This is a genomic window from Streptomyces sp. NBC_01478 (assembly GCF_036227225.1).
Classification (GTDB): domain Bacteria; phylum Actinomycetota; class Actinomycetes; order Streptomycetales; family Streptomycetaceae; genus Streptomyces.
Window position 1 is genome coordinate 10,415,793 of sequence record NZ_CP109444.1, and the last position, 15,678, is coordinate 10,431,470.

At 71.5% G+C, this 15,678-nt stretch carries 14 protein-coding genes; 5 read left to right on the forward strand and 9 right to left on the reverse strand.

Translation table 11 applies throughout. From position 1 onward, the window contains the following. Positions 1-67 precede the first annotated feature (67 nt). Positions 68-1,198: an alanine--tRNA ligase-related protein gene (locus OG223_RS46395; protein WP_329262848.1), complete on the forward strand. Its 1,131-nt coding sequence runs from the start codon at positions 68-70 to the stop codon at positions 1,196-1,198. Positions 1,199-1,287: 89 nt separating this feature from the next. Here OG223_RS46395 and OG223_RS46400 read toward each other — a convergent pair whose 3' ends face one another. Then, positions 1,288-3,648, reverse strand: a complete 2,361-nt coding sequence (locus OG223_RS46400) for an excinuclease ABC subunit UvrA (protein ID WP_329262849.1) — start codon at positions 3,646-3,648, stop codon at positions 1,288-1,290. A 134-nt stretch (positions 3,649-3,782) separates the two neighbouring features. Between OG223_RS46400 and OG223_RS46405 the strand changes: the two genes are divergently transcribed. Together OG223_RS46405 and OG223_RS46410 are read left to right on the forward strand one after the other, a co-directional pair. Further along, positions 3,783-6,254, forward strand: a complete 2,472-nt coding sequence (locus OG223_RS46405; RefSeq protein ID WP_329262852.1) for an ATP-dependent Clp protease ATP-binding subunit — start codon at positions 3,783-3,785, stop codon at positions 6,252-6,254. Positions 6,255-6,288: 34 nt separating this feature from the next. Continuing rightward, positions 6,289-7,311, forward strand: a complete 1,023-nt coding sequence (locus tag OG223_RS46410) for an alcohol dehydrogenase catalytic domain-containing protein (protein WP_329262854.1) — start codon at positions 6,289-6,291, stop codon at positions 7,309-7,311. On the opposite strand, the gene OG223_RS46415 is transcribed toward OG223_RS46410, so the two are convergent. Beyond that, positions 7,301-8,296 (reverse strand): LLM class flavin-dependent oxidoreductase, encoded by a 996-nt coding sequence (locus tag OG223_RS46415; RefSeq protein ID WP_329262856.1) that lies wholly within the window; start codon positions 8,294-8,296, stop codon positions 7,301-7,303. The genes OG223_RS46410 and OG223_RS46415 overlap by 11 nt on opposite strands. A gap of 52 nt (positions 8,297-8,348) precedes the next feature. Continuing rightward, complete coding sequence (locus OG223_RS46420) at positions 8,349-8,771, reverse strand: (2Fe-2S) ferredoxin domain-containing protein (protein ID WP_329262859.1); 423 nt, start codon at positions 8,769-8,771, stop codon at positions 8,349-8,351. Positions 8,772-8,839: 68 nt separating this feature from the next. Between OG223_RS46420 and OG223_RS46425 the strand changes: the two genes are divergently transcribed. After that, positions 8,840-9,331, forward strand: a complete 492-nt coding sequence (locus tag OG223_RS46425; protein ID WP_329262861.1) for a phosphatase domain-containing protein — start codon at positions 8,840-8,842, stop codon at positions 9,329-9,331. A gap of 21 nt (positions 9,332-9,352) precedes the next feature. Here OG223_RS46425 and OG223_RS46430 read toward each other — a convergent pair whose 3' ends face one another. The 5 genes from OG223_RS46430 to egtA form a co-directional block, all read right to left on the reverse strand. Then, complete coding sequence (locus OG223_RS46430; protein ID WP_329262863.1) at positions 9,353-9,568, reverse strand: dodecin; 216 nt, start codon at positions 9,566-9,568, stop codon at positions 9,353-9,355. A gap of 93 nt (positions 9,569-9,661) precedes the next feature. Further along, entirely contained in the window at positions 9,662-10,624 is a 963-nt protein-coding gene (gene egtD, locus OG223_RS46435; protein WP_329262866.1) for an L-histidine N(alpha)-methyltransferase, read from the reverse strand. Continuing rightward, positions 10,621-11,400 carry an ergothioneine biosynthesis protein EgtC gene (gene egtC, locus OG223_RS46440; RefSeq protein ID WP_329262868.1) on the reverse strand — a complete coding sequence of 260 codons (780 nt, stop codon included), beginning with the start codon at positions 11,398-11,400 and terminating at the stop codon, positions 10,621-10,623. The genes egtD and egtC overlap by 4 nt, the downstream gene beginning before the upstream one ends. Then, a complete protein-coding gene (gene egtB, locus OG223_RS46445) occupies positions 11,400-12,740 on the reverse strand; it encodes an ergothioneine biosynthesis protein EgtB (protein ID WP_329262870.1) in 1,341 nt (446 codons plus the stop codon). Before egtB ends, egtC begins: the two co-directional genes overlap by 1 nt. Then, positions 12,737-14,047 (reverse strand): ergothioneine biosynthesis glutamate--cysteine ligase EgtA, encoded by a 1,311-nt coding sequence (egtA, locus tag OG223_RS46450; protein ID WP_329262873.1) that lies wholly within the window; start codon positions 14,045-14,047, stop codon positions 12,737-12,739. The genes egtB and egtA overlap by 4 nt, the downstream gene beginning before the upstream one ends. 280 nt (positions 14,048-14,327) lie before the next feature. On the opposite strand from egtA, the gene OG223_RS46455 reads away from it, so the two are divergent. Continuing rightward, the gene (locus OG223_RS46455) at positions 14,328-15,152 is read left to right on the forward strand and encodes a TIGR02452 family protein (RefSeq protein ID WP_329262875.1); all 825 of its coding nucleotides are present in this window, start codon (positions 14,328-14,330) and stop codon (positions 15,150-15,152) included. Positions 15,153-15,176: 24 nt separating this feature from the next. Here OG223_RS46455 and OG223_RS46460 read toward each other — a convergent pair whose 3' ends face one another. After that, positions 15,177-15,623 (reverse strand): type II toxin-antitoxin system PemK/MazF family toxin, encoded by a 447-nt coding sequence (locus OG223_RS46460; RefSeq protein WP_329262876.1) that lies wholly within the window; start codon positions 15,621-15,623, stop codon positions 15,177-15,179. Between the last annotated feature and the right edge of the window lie 55 nt (positions 15,624-15,678).

The following is a 15,678-nucleotide window of genomic DNA, read 5'->3' on the forward strand; positions in this document are numbered from 1 at the left end:
CCAGCCCCTTCGCAGGCTTCCCCGCGGTTCCTTTCCGGTCCCCACCCGACCCGAAGGACTCACCGCCATGAACACCGACGACACCGTCCGCACCTTCGTCGACTTCTATCGCGAGCGCGGACACGAGTTGATCACCGGCAGTTCGCTCCTGCCACCGCCCTCGGACCCGGTCCTCTTCACCACCTCCGGCATGCACCCGCTCACGCCGTACCTCCAGGGCCGCCCCCATCCGCAGGGGCGCCGCCTGGTCAACGTCCAACGCTGTCTGCGCACCACCGACCTCGACGAGATCGGCGACCTCACCCACCTGACCGTGTTCGAGATGCTCGGCTCATGGTCGCTCGGCGACTACGGCCATCCGCAGAGCCTGCGCTGGGGGTACGAGCTGCTGCGGGACGGCTTCGGCATCCCGGACGAGAAGTTGTACGTCACTGTCTTCGGCGGCGACGAACAGGTCGGCCCCGACCTCGAATCGCTGCGCACCTGGCGGGAGTTGGGGCTGCCCGTGGAGTCGACCCGGGACGAGAACTGGTGGTCCAACGGGCCCGTGGGTCCCTGTGGCCCCGACTCGGAGATCTTCTTCTGGACCGGCGACGGCCCGCCGGAGGGGTGCCCGACCACCGACTCGCGATGGGTGGAGATCTGGAACCACGTGCACATGCGGTACGAACGTGGCGAGGACGGCGGGCTTGTGCCGCTGCGGCAGGTCAACGTCGACACGGGTATGGGGCTGGAGCGGCTCGTGTCTGTCCTTCAGGGGCGGCGGTCGGTCTATGAGACGGATCTGTTCGAGCCGTGGACGCGGACCGTTTCGCAGTTGTGGGAGCTGGACGAGCGCTCGATGCGGGTGGTCTGCGATCATCTTCGGTCGAGTGTCGTCGTCCTGGGGGAGGGGGTACGGCCTTCCAACATCGGGCGTGGGTACGTGGTGCGGCGGTTGATTCGGCGGCTGCTCACCGCTCTGCGCCGCGATGACGACTCGCGTACGTTGGTCGATCTGCCGGTCGAGCTTGTCGGTGGCGGCACTGTGCGGGGGCTGTTGCTCGACGAGGAGCGGCGGTTCGGGCAGCTTCTCGAGCGGGGGCGGCGGGTGTTGTCGCGGCCTGAGTTTCGAGGTCCTCTGAGTGAGGAGGACTATCACTACCTGCACGACACTCATGGGTTGCCCCGTGAATTGGTGGCCGGTCTGTTGGGGTAGGTATGTCGGCTGCGGGTGCGTGGAGGCTGGTCGCGCCCACGCGGCGGAGCCGCAAATTGATACAGCCCCGTGCCCCTAAAAGCGGGCGACTATGCGAGCGCGTTTGCCAGATAGGGGGCCGTAGTGCTTCCTGGCGCACCTGCCACCTTCCTCGGCGGGCCCGTTGCCACGATCCGGCCGCCCTCCTCCCCGCCACCCGGGCCCAGGTCGATCACCCAGTCCGCGCCCGCCACCACCGTCATGTCGTGCTCGACCACGATCACAGTGTGGCCGGCGTCGACCAGGCCGTGGAGTTGGCGGAGGAGGACCTCGACGTCGGCCGGGTGGAGGCCGGTGGTCGGTTCGTCGAGGACGTATAGGGTGTGGGTGCGGTGGGCGCGTTGCAACTCGGTGGCCAGTTTGATGCGTTGGGCCTCTCCGCCGGACAGTTCCGTGGCGGGCTGGCCCAGGCGCAGGTAGCCGAGGCCCACGTCCAGGAGTGTGGTGAGGCTGCGGGTCACGGCCGGGGTGTCCGTGTCCGCGAAGAAGGCTGCCGCGCTCTCCACTGTCAGGTCGAGGACCTGCGCGATGTTCCGTCCCCGGTACGTCACTTGGAGTGTCTCGGGGTTGTAGCGCGCCCCGCCGCAGTCCGGGCAGGGGGCGTAGGTGCTCGGGAGGAAGAGCAGCTCGACGCTCACGAATCCTTCGCCCTGGCAGGTCTCGCAGCGGCCGCCCGCCACGTTGAAGGAGAACCGGCCCACGCCGTAACCCCGTTGCCGTGCCTCGTCGGTGGCCGCGAACACCTTGCGGACGACGTCGAAGAGGCCGGTGTACGTCGCCAGGTTCGAGCGCGGGGTGCGGCCGATCGGTTTCTGATCGACCGACACCAGGCGTCCCACGCCGGGCAGTTCCTCGGTGATCTCGCCGATGAGCGTCGACTTGCCGGAGCCCGAGACGCCGGTTACCGCTGTGAACACACCCAGGGGGAACTCCGCCGTCACGTCCCGCAGGTTGTGCCGCGTCACCGGGCCCACCGTCAACTCGCCTCGCGGTGAACGGGCTTCGCGGGCCGGCGTGGGGGAGTCGTCGAAGAGGAATCGGGCCGTCGCCGACTCCTTCACCGCCGCGAGCTCCGCCACCGGTCCACTGTGCAGTACCCGTCCGCCGTGCTCGCCGGCCAGTGGGCCCACGTCCACCAGCCAGTCGGCGGCGCGCATGACGTCCAGGTGGTGCTCCACCACGAACACCGAGTTGCCCGCCGACTTGAGCCGGTCCAGGACCGTGAGCAGGGCCTTCGTGTCCGCGGGGTGCAGGCCGGCGGACGGTTCGTCCAGGACGTAGACGACACCGAAGAGTCCGGACCTCAACTGGGTTGCCAGGCGCAGTCGTTGGAGCTCGCCCGCCGAGAGTGTGGGGGTTGCTCGGTCCAGGCTCAGGTAGCCGAGGCCCAGTTCCAGGATCGGGGCGATGCGGGAGGTGAGGTCCTCGGTGAGGACGCGTGCCGCCTCCGATGTGCCGTGGAGCGTGGCCGCCAACTCCGCCAGCGGCAGCGCGGCCAGGTCGGCGATCGTGCGGCCCGCGATGGTCACTGCCAGGGACTCGGCGCGCAGTCTGCTGCCACCGCAGACCGGGCAGGGAGAGCTCGTCAGGAAGCGTTCCGCCTTCACCCGCAGGGTCGGGCTCTTCGTGTCCGCGAAGGTCTTCAGGACGTAGCGGCGGGCGCTCATGTACGTGCCCTGGTACGGGCGTTGGATGCGGTCGGCGTCACGTACCGGGTGGACCGTGACCACCGGCTGTTCGTCAGTGAAGAGGATCCACTCGCGCTGTTCGGCGGGGAGTTCGCGCCAGGGCACGTCCACGTCGTGGCCGAGGGTGTCGAGGATGTCGCGCAGGTTCTTGCCCTGCCAGGCGCCCGGCCACGCGGCGATCGCGCCCTCGCGGATCGAGAGGGAGGGGTCGGGGACGAGGGACTCCTCGGTCGTGCGGTGGACCCGGCCGAGGCCGTGGCACTCCGGGCACGCGCCCGCCGCCGTGTTGGGGGAGAAGGCGTCGGAGTCGAGGCGTTCGGCGCCGGGCGGGTAGTCGCCCGCTCGGGAGAACAGCATCCGGAGGGAGTTCGAGAGGTTGGTGACCGTGCCCACCGAGGAGCGGGAGGTGGGGGTCGAGCGGCGCTGCTGGAGGGAGACCGCCGGGGGCAGGCCGGTGATCTCGCCGACCTTCGGCGCTCCTACCTGGTGGATCAGTCTGCGGGCGTACGGTGCCACCGACTCGAAGTAGCGGCGCTGGGCCTCCGCGTAGATCGTGCCGAACGCGAGGGACGACTTCCCGGAGCCGGAGACACCTGTGAACACGGTCAACACGTCCCGCGGGATGTCGACGTCGACGCCCTGGAGGTTGTGCTCGCGGGCGTCGCGGACACGGACGTAGGAGTCGGGGACGTGGGGGGTGCGGGGGGTGCCGGGGCTGTGCATGACCCGGCGAGTCTATGCGAGCACGCCGGGTGCCGCCCGGTGACCTGCGGGGGTGCGGGGGCGTCCGCGCTGTGCCACGTTGGAAGACACGGATACCAGTCGCCGCCCAGTTGCCGCATGGAAGGTCCGTGGTCATGAGTACTCCCGGATTCGGTTTCGGACGCAGCCCCTTCGAGGAATTCGACGAGCTGATGTCCCGGTATTTCGGCGGTTCGGGGTCGGCGGCACCGTCGCGCCGGCCCCAGCGCGTCGACATCGGGAGCCTGCTCTCCGAACGGGCCCGTGAGCTGGTGGCCCAGGCGCGGGACATCGCCGCCGTCGAGGGCAGCGAGGAACTCGACGCCCGGCATCTGCTGGCCGCCGCCACCGAGCAGGAGTCGACCCGACGGCTGCTCGCCGAGGCGGGCGCCGATCCCGACCGGATCCGGGAGCGGTTGTTCGCCGGGGACGACAGCGGGCCGAAGACCGAACCGACCACGCTCACCCCGGCCGCCAAGCGGGCCCTGCTCGACGCGTACCGGATCTCCCGCGCCGAGGACTCCTCGTACATCGGCCCCGAGCACCTGCTGCGGGCCCTGGCCGCCAACCCCGAGTCGGCCGCCGGACAGGCCCTCGAAGGCAGCGGCTGGGAGAGCGACCGGGTGCCCACCGGTTCCGAGCCCGAGCGCAAGCGGCCCAGCAGCACGCCCACCGTCGACGAGTACGGGCGTGACCTCACCGAGGACGCCCGCGCCGGGCGGCTCGACCCGGTGATCGGGCGGGACGAGGAGGTCGAGCAGACCATCGAGGTGCTGTCCCGGCGCAGCAAGAACAACCCCGTCCTCATCGGCGACCCCGGCGTCGGCAAGACCGCCGTCGTCGAGGGCATCGCCCAGCGGATCGTCGCCGGGGACGTGCCGAAGACCCTGGCGGGCAAGCGGCTCGTCTCGCTGGACCTGGCCGGGATGGTCGCCGGCACCAAGTACCGGGGCGAGTTCGAGGAGCGGTTGAAGAAGCTCCTCGACGAGGTGAGCGAGCACAGCGACGAACTGGTGCTGTTCCTGGACGAGTTGCACACCGTCGTCGGCGCGGGGGGAGGTGGGGACGGTGCTCTCGACGCGGGGAACATGCTCAAACCCGCCCTGGCCCGTGGGCAGTTGCACCTCATCGGTGCCACCACCGTCGACGAGTACCGCAAGTACATCGAGAAGGACTCCGCGCTGGAGCGCCGCTTCGCGCCCATCCTGATCGGCGAACCGACCGTCGACGACACCATCGAGATCCTGCGTGGCCTGCGCGACCGCTACGAGGCCCACCACCAGGTCCGTATCACCGACGAGGCCGTCGTCGCGGCGGCCGAACTCTCCGACCGCTACATCACCGCCCGCTTCCTGCCCGACAAGGCCATCGACCTGATGGACCAGGCCGCGGCACGCGTACGGCTGCGCGCCAAGACGCCGCTCTCCGACACCCGGGACACCGAGGACCGGCTCGCCGCCCTCAACCGGGAGAAGGACCAGGCCGTCGCCGACGAGGAGTACGAGCGGGCCAAGGAGATCCGCGACCGGATCAAGGACACCGAGGCCGAGTTGAAGGCGGGCGGCTCCGCGGAGGAGCAGGCGCCCAAGGTCACCGCGGAGGACATCGCCGAGGTCGTCTCCCGCACCACCGGCATCCCCGTCGCCCAGCTCACCGAGGAGGAACGGGCCCGGCTGATGAAGCTGGAGGAGCACCTCCACGAGCGGGTCGTCGGCCAGGACGAGGCCATCACCGCCGTCGCCCGCGCCGTGCGCCGCGCCCGGGCCGGCATGAGCGACCCGAACCGGCCCATCGGCAGCTTCCTCTTCCTCGGCCCCACCGGCGTCGGCAAGACCGAACTGGCCCGCGCGCTCGCCGCCGCCCTCTTCGGCGACGAGAGCCGCATGATCCGCCTCGACATGAGCGAGTTCCAGGAACGGCACACCGTCTCCCGCCTGGTCGGGGCGCCTCCCGGATACGTCGGCCACGAGGAGGCCGGTCAGCTCACCGAAGCCGTCCGTAGGCAGCCGTACGCCGTGCTGCTGCTCGACGAGGTCGAGAAGGCGCACCCCGACGTCTTCAACACGCTGCTGCAACTCCTCGACGACGGACGGCTCACCGACTCGCAGGGACGCACGGTCGACTTCAAGAACACCGTCGTGATCATGACGTCGAACATCGGTGCCGACCGCATCCTCGCGGCGGGCGTCGACGACTACGCCAAGGTCCGCGAGACGGTGATGCCGGTCCTCAACCAGCACTTCCGCCCCGAGTTCCTCAACCGCATCGACGAGATCATCGTCTTCCGCGGCCTGGAACGCGCCCAACTCCGCGACATCGTCGACCTGTTGCTGGAACACACCCGGCGCAGGCTGCACGCCCAGGACGTCACCCTGGAGGTCACCGACGCGGCGGCGGACCTGCTCGCGAACCTCGGCTACCAACCCGACTTCGGCGCCCGCCCGTTGCGCCGCACCATCCAGCGCGAGGTCGACGACCGGCTCGCCGACATGCTCCTCGCCGGCGAACTGAACGCGGGCGACCAGGCCCGGGTCGACGCGAGCGACGGAACGATCGAGATCAGCGCACGCCAGGCGGCCGCGCACTAGCCGGTCCGCATTCCCATCCCTCAGGGAGACAGGCATGAGCAGTTATCGAGTCGCGCAAGTGGGCGCGGCCGGCGGCGAGTTCACGGTCGTCGAGCGGGACGTACCGGAGCCCGGCCCGGGCCATGTGCGGATCGCCGTGGAAGCCTGCGGGATCTGCCACAGCGACACCTTCTTCGTGAACGCCGGAGTGCCGGGCGTGCAGTTCCCGCTGGTCACCGGGCACGAGATCGCCGGGCACATCGACGCGCTCGGCGAGGGCGCCGCGGACCGCGGCTGGCGGGTCGGCGACCGGGTGGCCGTCGGCTGGTTCGGCGGCAGTTGCGGCTACTGCACCCCGTGCAGACAGGGCGACTTCATCGTCTGCGAGAACCTCAAGGTGCCCGGCTGGGCGTACGACGGAGGCTTCGCGGAGCTGACCGTGGCGCCGGTCGACGCGCTCGCCCGGATCCCCGAAGCACTGCCGGCGAGTGCCGCCGCGCCGATGGGGTGCGCGGGCGTGACCACGTTCAACGGACTGCGCCGCAGTTCGGCCGGGCCGGGCGACCTGGTGGCCGTACTCGGACTCGGTGGCCTCGGGCACCTGGGCGTGCAGTACGCGGCGGCCATGGGATTCGAGACCGTGGCGATAGCACGAGGTCCCGAAAAGGCCGACTTCGCCAAGCAGTTGGGCGCGCACCACTACGTCGACAGCACGGCGGGCACCGAAGTCGCGGAGGCGCTGCGGGCGTTGGGCGGTGCCAAGGTCGTCCTCGCCACGGCGGGCAACGCCGGTGCCGCCACCGCGACCGTGGAAGGGCTGAGGCACCGCGGCGAGCTGGTCGTCATCGGGGCGGACAACGCGCCGTTGGGGATCAGCCCGCTCCAACTGCTCATGAGCGCCAAGGTGGTTCGGGGTCACCCGTCCGGCACCGCGCAGGACGTGCAGGACACCCTGGACTTCAGCGCCCTGCACGGCATCCGCCCGATGGTGGAGACCGTGCCCCTGGAGCAGGCAGGCGAGGCGTATCAGCGGATGCTGTCCGGAGCCGCCCGCTTCCGGATGGTCCTCACCCCATGAGCGAGGCGAGCCGCCGGTAGGAGTCCAGCAGGGCCTCGCGGTCGTAGGTGCTGGTGGTGACGAGGACCTCGTCGGCCGCCGTCTCCTTCAGGACCGTCTCCAGCTCGTGGGCCACCTGTTCCTCGGTGCCCGCGAGCTGTCCGGTGAGCCCGGCCTCGTAGAAGCCGAACTCCCGGTCGGTCATGGCCAGTTGCTCGACGCGCTCGGCGGGCGGCAACGGCGGGAAGGTGCCGTGCGTGCGCGAGTACGCCATCGACCAGGCCTCCGGGACGAGCAGCCGTCGGGCCGCCTCGGGGGTGGCGGCCACGGCGATCGTCCCCGAGATGACGACATACGGCTCCGGGGCCCACGGGGAGGGCCGGAAGCTTGCGCGGTAGTGGTCGATGCCGCGCCGCATCTTGTCCCGGTTGCGGAGGTCGCCGATCACCATCGGCAGGCCGGCCCGGGCCGCGATGTCGGCGCCCTCGCCCATCGCGAGCACGAACGGCGGGACGCTCAGGCCCTCGGAGGGGCGTGCGTGCGCGCCGGTGGGCGAGGTGCCCCGGAACCAGCCGAGGAGTTCGTCGAGCTGTCCGGCGAAGTCGTCGGCGTCGTCCTTGTCGCGGCCCAGCGCCTTGCGCACGCCGTCGGTGAAGCCGACCGAGCGGCCGAGTCCCATGTCGATCCGGCCGGGGAACAGCGCCTCCAGGACCCCGAACTGCTCGGCCACGACCAGGGGTTGGTGGTTGGGCAGCATCACCCCGCCCGTGCCGACCCGGATGCTCCGGGTGGCCGAGGCGACGGCGGCGGCCAGCACGGTCGGCGCGGAACCGGCGACCCCGGGCACGCCGTGGTGCTCCGACACCCAGAACCGGTGATAGCCCAGCTCCTCGGCCTCCCGCGCCAGCCGCACGGTGTCGCGCAGCGCCTCCGCGGGCGGATGCCCCTCGCGGGTGCGGGAGCGGTCGAGGACGGAGAAGGGGGTCGAGGCGATCACGGAACTCACATCGGGTTCAACGCCGGGGAGCCTCCGGCATTCCCCCGACCGGGCCGGGCTCTCACCGCCGGGACCGGACGCGTGCGTCCCGTGGCGGGTCGATGAACTGCAGCTCCAGCGTGATCGGCGGCTCCGCGAGCCCCGGCCCGCCCGCCGCCGCCCACTCCAGCACTTCCTCCGTGCAGTCGTCGTCCATCGCGAACCCCACCCAGGTGGGCCGCCCACCGGCCCGGCGCCCCGCGGCCGACGGCTGGACGACGATCACGTTGGCCTGGTCGCAGGGGCCCAGGCAGTCCGTCGTACGGACGGCGAAACCGTGCTCGGCGGCGCCGGACCGCAACCGTTCGAGCTGCCAGGCATGGTCGGTGCCGGGGTGTTTGCGCGGGTCGCCGCAGCAGCAGCCCCGGCAGACGACCAGGGTGCAGGGGCGCTCGCGGGCGGCGCCGATCAGGAAGGTACGGGGAGCGGGAGTGGCGGCAGACATGCCAAAAGCATGAGGCCACGCCTCCGGAGCGTGGGAAGGGGGTCCCGCTGTCCGCCTAAGGTGGCCCGGTGACAGCAGACAGCGGGCGGCCACTCGCCGTGTTCGACCTCGACAACACCCTCGCCGATACGGCGCACCGGCAGCGGTTCCTGGAGAACAAGCCGCGCGACTGGGACGGCTTCTTCGGTGCCGCGCCGCAGGACCCGCCGTTGGCGGAGGGCGTCGCGCTGGCGCTGGAGTGCGCCGAGGAGTGCGAGGTCGTCTATCTGACCGGGCGGCCCGAGCGCTGCCGGCGCGACACGCTCGCCTGGCTCGCCGCGCAGGGGCTGCCCGACGGGCGGGTCTTCATGCGGCGCAACGACGACCGCAGGCCAGCCCGGCGCACCAAGCTGGAGATCCTGAAGCGGCTCGCCCGCGACCGCGAGATCCGGGTCCTCGTGGACGACGACGAGCTGGTCTGCGACGACGCCGAACGAGCCGGGTTCAGGGTCGTACGGGCCCGCTGGACCGCCCCCTCCGCCGCGCTGGAGGCGGCGCAGGAGGGGGAGGGCCGGACCTGAGGGCTCTCGTCCTTACGGAGGTCAGTCCTCGTCCTCGATGCGGAAACCGACCTTCAGACCGACCTGGTAGTGCTCGATCCGCCCGTTCTCGATCTGGCCCCTGACCTGCGTCACCTCGAACCAGTCGAGGCTGCGCAGGGTCTGCGCGGCGCGGGCGACGCCGTTGCGGATGGCCTGGTCGATGCCCTCGTGAGAGGTGCCGACGATCTCGGTGACCCGGTACGTGTGCTCGGACATGCGGGTACTCCTCTCGGCCGTGACGGGCGCGTCACGCGTCACTCCACCGTGCCCCAAGGCGCGGCAGTGCGCGAGACGGCCCGTCACCCGATGTCAGCGCACCACGCTCAGTGACAGCGCGAAGCGTCCCTCCCGGTCGGTCCACCAGTGGGTCAACTCGAGTCCCGCAGTGGAGAGTTCGGTCCGCACGCCCTCCTTGCGGAACTTCGCCGAGATCTCCGTGCGGAGTTCCTCACCCGTCGCGAAGTCGACGGCGAGATCGAGCGCCGGGATCTTCACGGTCTGGTCCGTGCGGGACCGCAGCCGCATCTCGATCCACTCGTTGTCGGCGTCCCAGAGGGCGACGTGGTCGAAGTCGGCGGCGTCGAAGTCGGCGCCCAGTTCGCGGTCGACCACGGTCAGGACGTTCTTGTTGAACGCGGCCGTCACCCCGGCCGCGTCGTCGTACGCCCTCACCAGGACCTGCTCGTCCTTGACCAGGTCCGTGCCGAGCAGCAGCGCGTCGCCGGGGGAGAGCAGGGCCCGGAGACCGGCGAAGAACGTGGCGCGCTCCGCCGGGAGCAGATTGCCGATCGTGCCGCCGAGGAACGCCAGCAGCCGGGGGCCCGGTGTCTCCGGCAGGGTGAGGTCGCCGGTGAAGTCGGCGATCAGGGCGTGCACGTTCAGGCCCGGGCGCTCCTCGACGAGGGCGTGCCCGGCCTGCGTGAGCGCGCTCTCGCTGACGTCGACGGGGACGTACACGGCCAGGCCGGTGAACGCGTCGAGCAGGTGCCGCGTCTTGTCCGAGGAGCCGGAGCCCAGCTCGACGAGCGTGCGGGCGCCGGTCGCGGCGGCGATCTCTCCGGCCCGGTCGACGAGGATCTCCCGCTCGGCACGGGTCGGGTAGTACTCGGGCAACTCGGTGATCTGCTCGAAGAGTTCGCTGCCGTGGGCGTCGTAGAACCACTTCGGCGGGAGTGTCTTCGGGGTACGGGTGAGGCCCTCCAGGACGTCGGCGCGCAGGGCCGCGTCGGTGGCGTCCTCGGGCAGGGTGCGGGTGAGAAGGAACGGGCTCACGTACGGGGCTCCTTCGATGGTGCGGGTGCCAGGTCTTTCAGGGGGGTCAGGAGAACCTCGGTGCGGGTCGCGGTGAGCAGAGTGCGGTCGGGGGCCTCCTGCCAGTGCGGGTCGTCGTCGTAGGGCTCGGAGGCCACGACCGTGCGGCGGCCGGGCTCCGAGAGGTACCAGAGGGTGTCGCCCCAGGCCGTCGCGGCGATCGACTCGCCGTTGGTGACAAGGAGGTTGAGCCGGGAGCCGGGGGCGGCATGGGCCACCTCCGCCACCGTGTCGGCCAGTGCCTGGCCCTCCTCGTCGCCCGCCCGGAGCCGGTTCAGGACCAGGGCCCAGACGAACGCGGAGTCGCAGCGGGCCTCCATCGACAACAGGTCCACCGGGGGCAGGCGTTGGGCCAGCGCGGCGAGCGTGCGGGGCCAGCCGGTGACGGCGCCGTTGTGGCTGAACAGCCAGGGGCCCGTGGCGAACGGCGCCGCCGCGGCCTCCCCGTCGGCGCCCGCGAACGTCGCGTCCCGTACGGCGGCCAGCAGCGCCCCCGAGCGGACCACGCGTGCGAGGTCGGCGAAGGACTGGTCGCCCCAGATGGGTACGGCCCGCCGGTAGCGGCCCGGCACCGGGTCGCCCTCGGCGTACCAACCCACCCCGAAACCATCGGCGTTGACCGTCCCGTGCTTCTGCCGACGGGGCTCCCAGGACTGGCGGTACAGGCTGTGCGCGGGGTCCACGAGGAGCCGGCCGAGCGGCTCCTCGGGTCCCAGGTACGCCAGGTGACGGCACATCAGACGGCCCCCGAGCGGGCGGTACGGAAGCCGGAGAAGATCTGCCGCCGGATCGGATAGTCCCAGTTGCGGAACGTGCCCCGGCAGGCCACCTCGTCCACGGCGAACGAACCGCCCCGGAGCACCTTGTACTCGGGGCCGAAGAACACCTCCGAGTACTCCTTGTACGGGAACGCCTTGAACCCCGGGTAGGGCAGGAAGTCGCTCGACGTCCACTCCCACACGTCACCGATCAACTGCCGTACGCCCAGCGGTGATTCGCCCGCCGGATAGCTTCCGGCGGGGGCCGGGCGGAGGTGGCGCTGGCCGAGGTTGGCGTGCTCGGGTGCCGGGTCGGCGTCGCCCCACGGGTAGCGCATCGAGCGGTCGGACGTCGGGTCGTGGCGGGCCGCCTTCTCCCACTCGGCCTCGGTGGGCAGCCGGCGTCCGGCCCAGCGGGCGTAGGCATCGGCCTCGTACCAGCAGACATGCACCACCGGCTCGTCGAGCGGTACGGCCTCCGTGACACCGAACCTGCGGCGCAGCCACTGGCCCGCCTCCCGGCGCCAGAACCCGGGCGCCGTGACGGAGTTGCGGCGGATGTGCGCCCAGCCCTCCGTCGTCCACCAGCGCGGGTCGTCGTAGCCGCCGTCCTCGATGAACGCCAGATACGCGCCGTTCGTGACCGGTGTGGTGTCGATGTGGAAGGGCGCCACCTCCCGCCGGTGCGCGGGCTTCTCGTTGTCCAGGGCCCACGGCTCGCTGGAGGTGCCCATGGTGAACGGGCCGCCGGGGACGAGGACTTCGGCCGGGCCGGTGTACAGCGGTACCGGTTCCGGGTCCGGGGCGGTCAACGCCTGCGGGCCCGTGCGGAGCTGATGGGTGATCAGCATCGTTTCGTCGTGCTGCTGTTCGTGCTGGGCGACCATCCCGAAGGCGAAACCCATGTCGGTGAGCCGCGTCCCGCGGAAGGCGTGGCTCTCCAGTACGTCCGTCACCCGGCCGCGCACCTCGGCCGCGTACTGCCGGGCTTCCGCGGGCGGCAGCAGCGGCAGCGAGGGGCGTTCGGAGCGCGGGTGCTCGAACGCGTCGTAGAGGCCGTCGATGTCGGGCCGCATCGCGTCCCGGCCGGCGACGGCGCGGAGCAGCCACAGTTCTTCCTGGTTGCCGATGTGCGCGAGGTCCCAGACCAGCGGGGACATCAACGGCGAGACCTGGGCGGTGAGTTCGGGCTCGTCCACGCAGCTCGTCAGGAGCGTGGTGCGGTCCCGGGCCGTGGTCAGGGTGGTCAACGCCCGCTGTCGGAGCGCCTCGATATCGATGTCAGCGGACGTGTCGGCGGCGGTGTCGGCGTCGGTCATGTGCGGATGTCCTTCCCGTGCGGGCGGCTGTCCGTGCCCCGCACGCGGTCGAGCAGGTCGTCGGCGGGGCAGCGGCCCCGGACGACATAACGGTCGAAGTACGCGCGGACGGCGTCCGTGACCTCGGCGGTGGCACCCAGCCGGGGCAGGGCCTCCAGCGCCGTCGCGAAGCAGACGAGGGCGACCTCGTGCAGCTCCGGGTCGGACAGGCCGTAGCGGGCCGCGTCGATCCACAGCGGGTTGTGCGGCGCGGGCAGCCCCTGGGTCCGTTCGGCCAGCGGCTTCACGGCGCGGTACGCCGTCTCGGCGGCCTCCGGGTCGTCGAACAGCGCCGTCGTCACGGCCAGCGGCACGATCCAGCCGTCGTCCCCGGGCTGCGCGTCGATCATGCGCAGTTCGAGATGGCCGCGTGGTCTGACCGGCGGGAACAGGGTCGTGACGTGGTAGTCGAGGTCCTCGCGGGTCGGCGGCCTCGGCGACCCCGACCTGATCCACTCCCGGAAGGTCAGCTCCTCCGGGACCTCCCACGGGCCGCTGTCCTGCCGTATGCACATCACCGGCGAGTCCAGGACGTGGTCGGTCCAGGAGCCGCGCGGCTCCCCGTCCAGCGAAGGCCCGCCCGCCCGGCCGGGGCCGATCTCCATCCAGATCAACTGCCGGGTGGAGCGCCAGCCGGTCGGGCTGCGGCCGACCAGCGGGGAGTTGGCGAACGCGGCCACCAGGACCGCGCCCAGTTGGTGGGCGAGCCACCAGCGCCGCCCGAGGCCGAGCGGACCCGGCTCCTCGTGGCCGGCGTCCAGGCACACCTGCACGGACGCCGAGGTGCACATCATGCGGCGGCCGGCGGGGCCGGTGCGGTCGAGGCAGCGCTCCATCGCGTCGTAGCGCGGCTCGTGCAGGAACCGGCGCGGCGGGTGCCAGGGATCGTGGCCGACGCCGACCAGGCCCAGGCCGTCGCGGCGCAGCACCGCGCGGACGGCGTCCAGATCTTCGGAGACGGAACCGATGCACTCCATCAGGGAGGCGGCGGGCGACGAACTGAGTTCCAGTTGGCCGCCGGGCTCGACAGTGAGCGCCGACCTCAGGGGCACGGTCTTCAGTGCGGCATAGGCCGCTTCGAGTCGTTCGGGTGTCACGGGGAGCTGCGGCAGACGCAGCTCGTGGACGAGCCATTCCACTTCGACCCCGAGCGTGCGGGGCGGGCCGGTCTTGAAGCAGATGCCCTTGACCAGGGCCTCCACCTCGGGTTCGGTGACCGCGACGGCGGGCTCGGTACAGTCGCTACAGTCACTTGCCGTATCGGACATGTCGGGATCCTCCTGAGATTCCACCATGCCACCGGCCCGGTTTCGGTTGGGCCCGGGCCGGCACACTCGTACCACCCAAGACCCTCGCGGCTGGTCGCACAAGGGTGCGTATTGCCACGTTAGGGATCGGTAATCTCCGGTTCTCCGGCCGTTCGCTGAGCTCGGAAACTCCGTTGCACCACACGACCAGCATCGCTCACGATGCAGGTATGAGCACGACGGGGGAGAGCACGGGGGAGATCGCGGGGCGCGCACTCATGGCGTACACGGGGGTTGGGCCATGAGCGCGCGTCTGCGCGGTATCGCGCAGCAGACCGGGCAGATCGTGGCCGCCGGGGGCTACCGCGCGGCGGACGGGCACGAGGTGTCCATCGCCGCGGAGACCGAGGCGGCCCGCGCGGGCACGCGCCTGTACGGGCCGGAAGCGGTGCGGACACCGTCGTTCCCGCCCGTGCCGACGGTCTTCGAGGTCACCGGCGAGAGCAGCCTGGAGGCCGCCCGCCGCCTGACCGGCCCGGTGGCCGTCCTGAACTTCGCCTCCGCCCGCAACCCCGGCGGCGGTTTCCTCAACGGCGCACAGGCCCAGGAAGAGGCCCTGTGCCGCGCCTCCGCGCTGTACACGTGCCTGCTCGAGGCCCGCGGTTTCTACGACCACCACCGCGCCCACCGCGATCCGTTCTACACGGACCGGGTCATCCACTCACCGGCCGTCCCCGTCTTCCGGGACGACAAGGGCCGGCTCCTGGACGAGCCGTACGCCGCCGGCTTCCTGACCGCCGCCGCGCCGAACGCCGGAGTCGTGCTGCGGACGACACCGGAGCGCGCGGCCGAGCTGCCGCGGGCCATCGCCGTACGGGCGGAGCGGGTGCTGGAGACGGCCGTGGCGCACGGCTACCGGCGGCTGGTGCTGGGCGCCTGGGGCTGCGGGGTGTTCCAGAACGACCCGGCGCAGGTCGCGGGCGCCTTCCGCGCGCTGCTCGGGCCGGGCGGACGGTTCGCCGGGGCCTTCGAGCACGTGGTGTTCGGCGTCCTGGACCGCACACCGGGTGCCACGGTCCGGGACGCCTTCGTACGAGCGTTTCCTGAGCCCCAGCTCCAGAGCTAGCCGCTCAGCTCCTGAGCCGGCCGCTCAGGTCCAGCCGTAGCGCTCGTGCAGCCGGTGGCGGACGAGGTTGAAGCGCATCTGGTCGATCGCGCACGCCTCGCGCCGCATGCCGTCCTCGTGCAGACGCAGGACGCGGTCGACGTCGACCCACGAGTCGCGGCCGGACTTGTCCCACGGGCCGCTGCCGATCGCCACCCACTCGCGGTCGCCGTCGTGCCGCTTGCTGGAGAGCTGGACGGCGAGCACGGTCCCGCCGGGTTCACGGGCCACGACGAGGACCGGACGGTCCTTGCCCCGGCCGTCGTTCTCCTCGAACGGCACCCAGGTCCAGACGATCTCACCGGGGTCCGGGTCGCCGTCGTGCGCGGGGGAGTACTCGGTACGCACCTTGCCGACCTCGCGCGGGTCGGCCTCGGTGGTGGCGGAGGGGCCGAAACGGCCCGGGACGTTCTCATCGGTATACGCGGTCACGGAGGCACCTTAGAACGTGCCTCCGTGACCGCGGACGCCGGGCGCCGTCAGACGA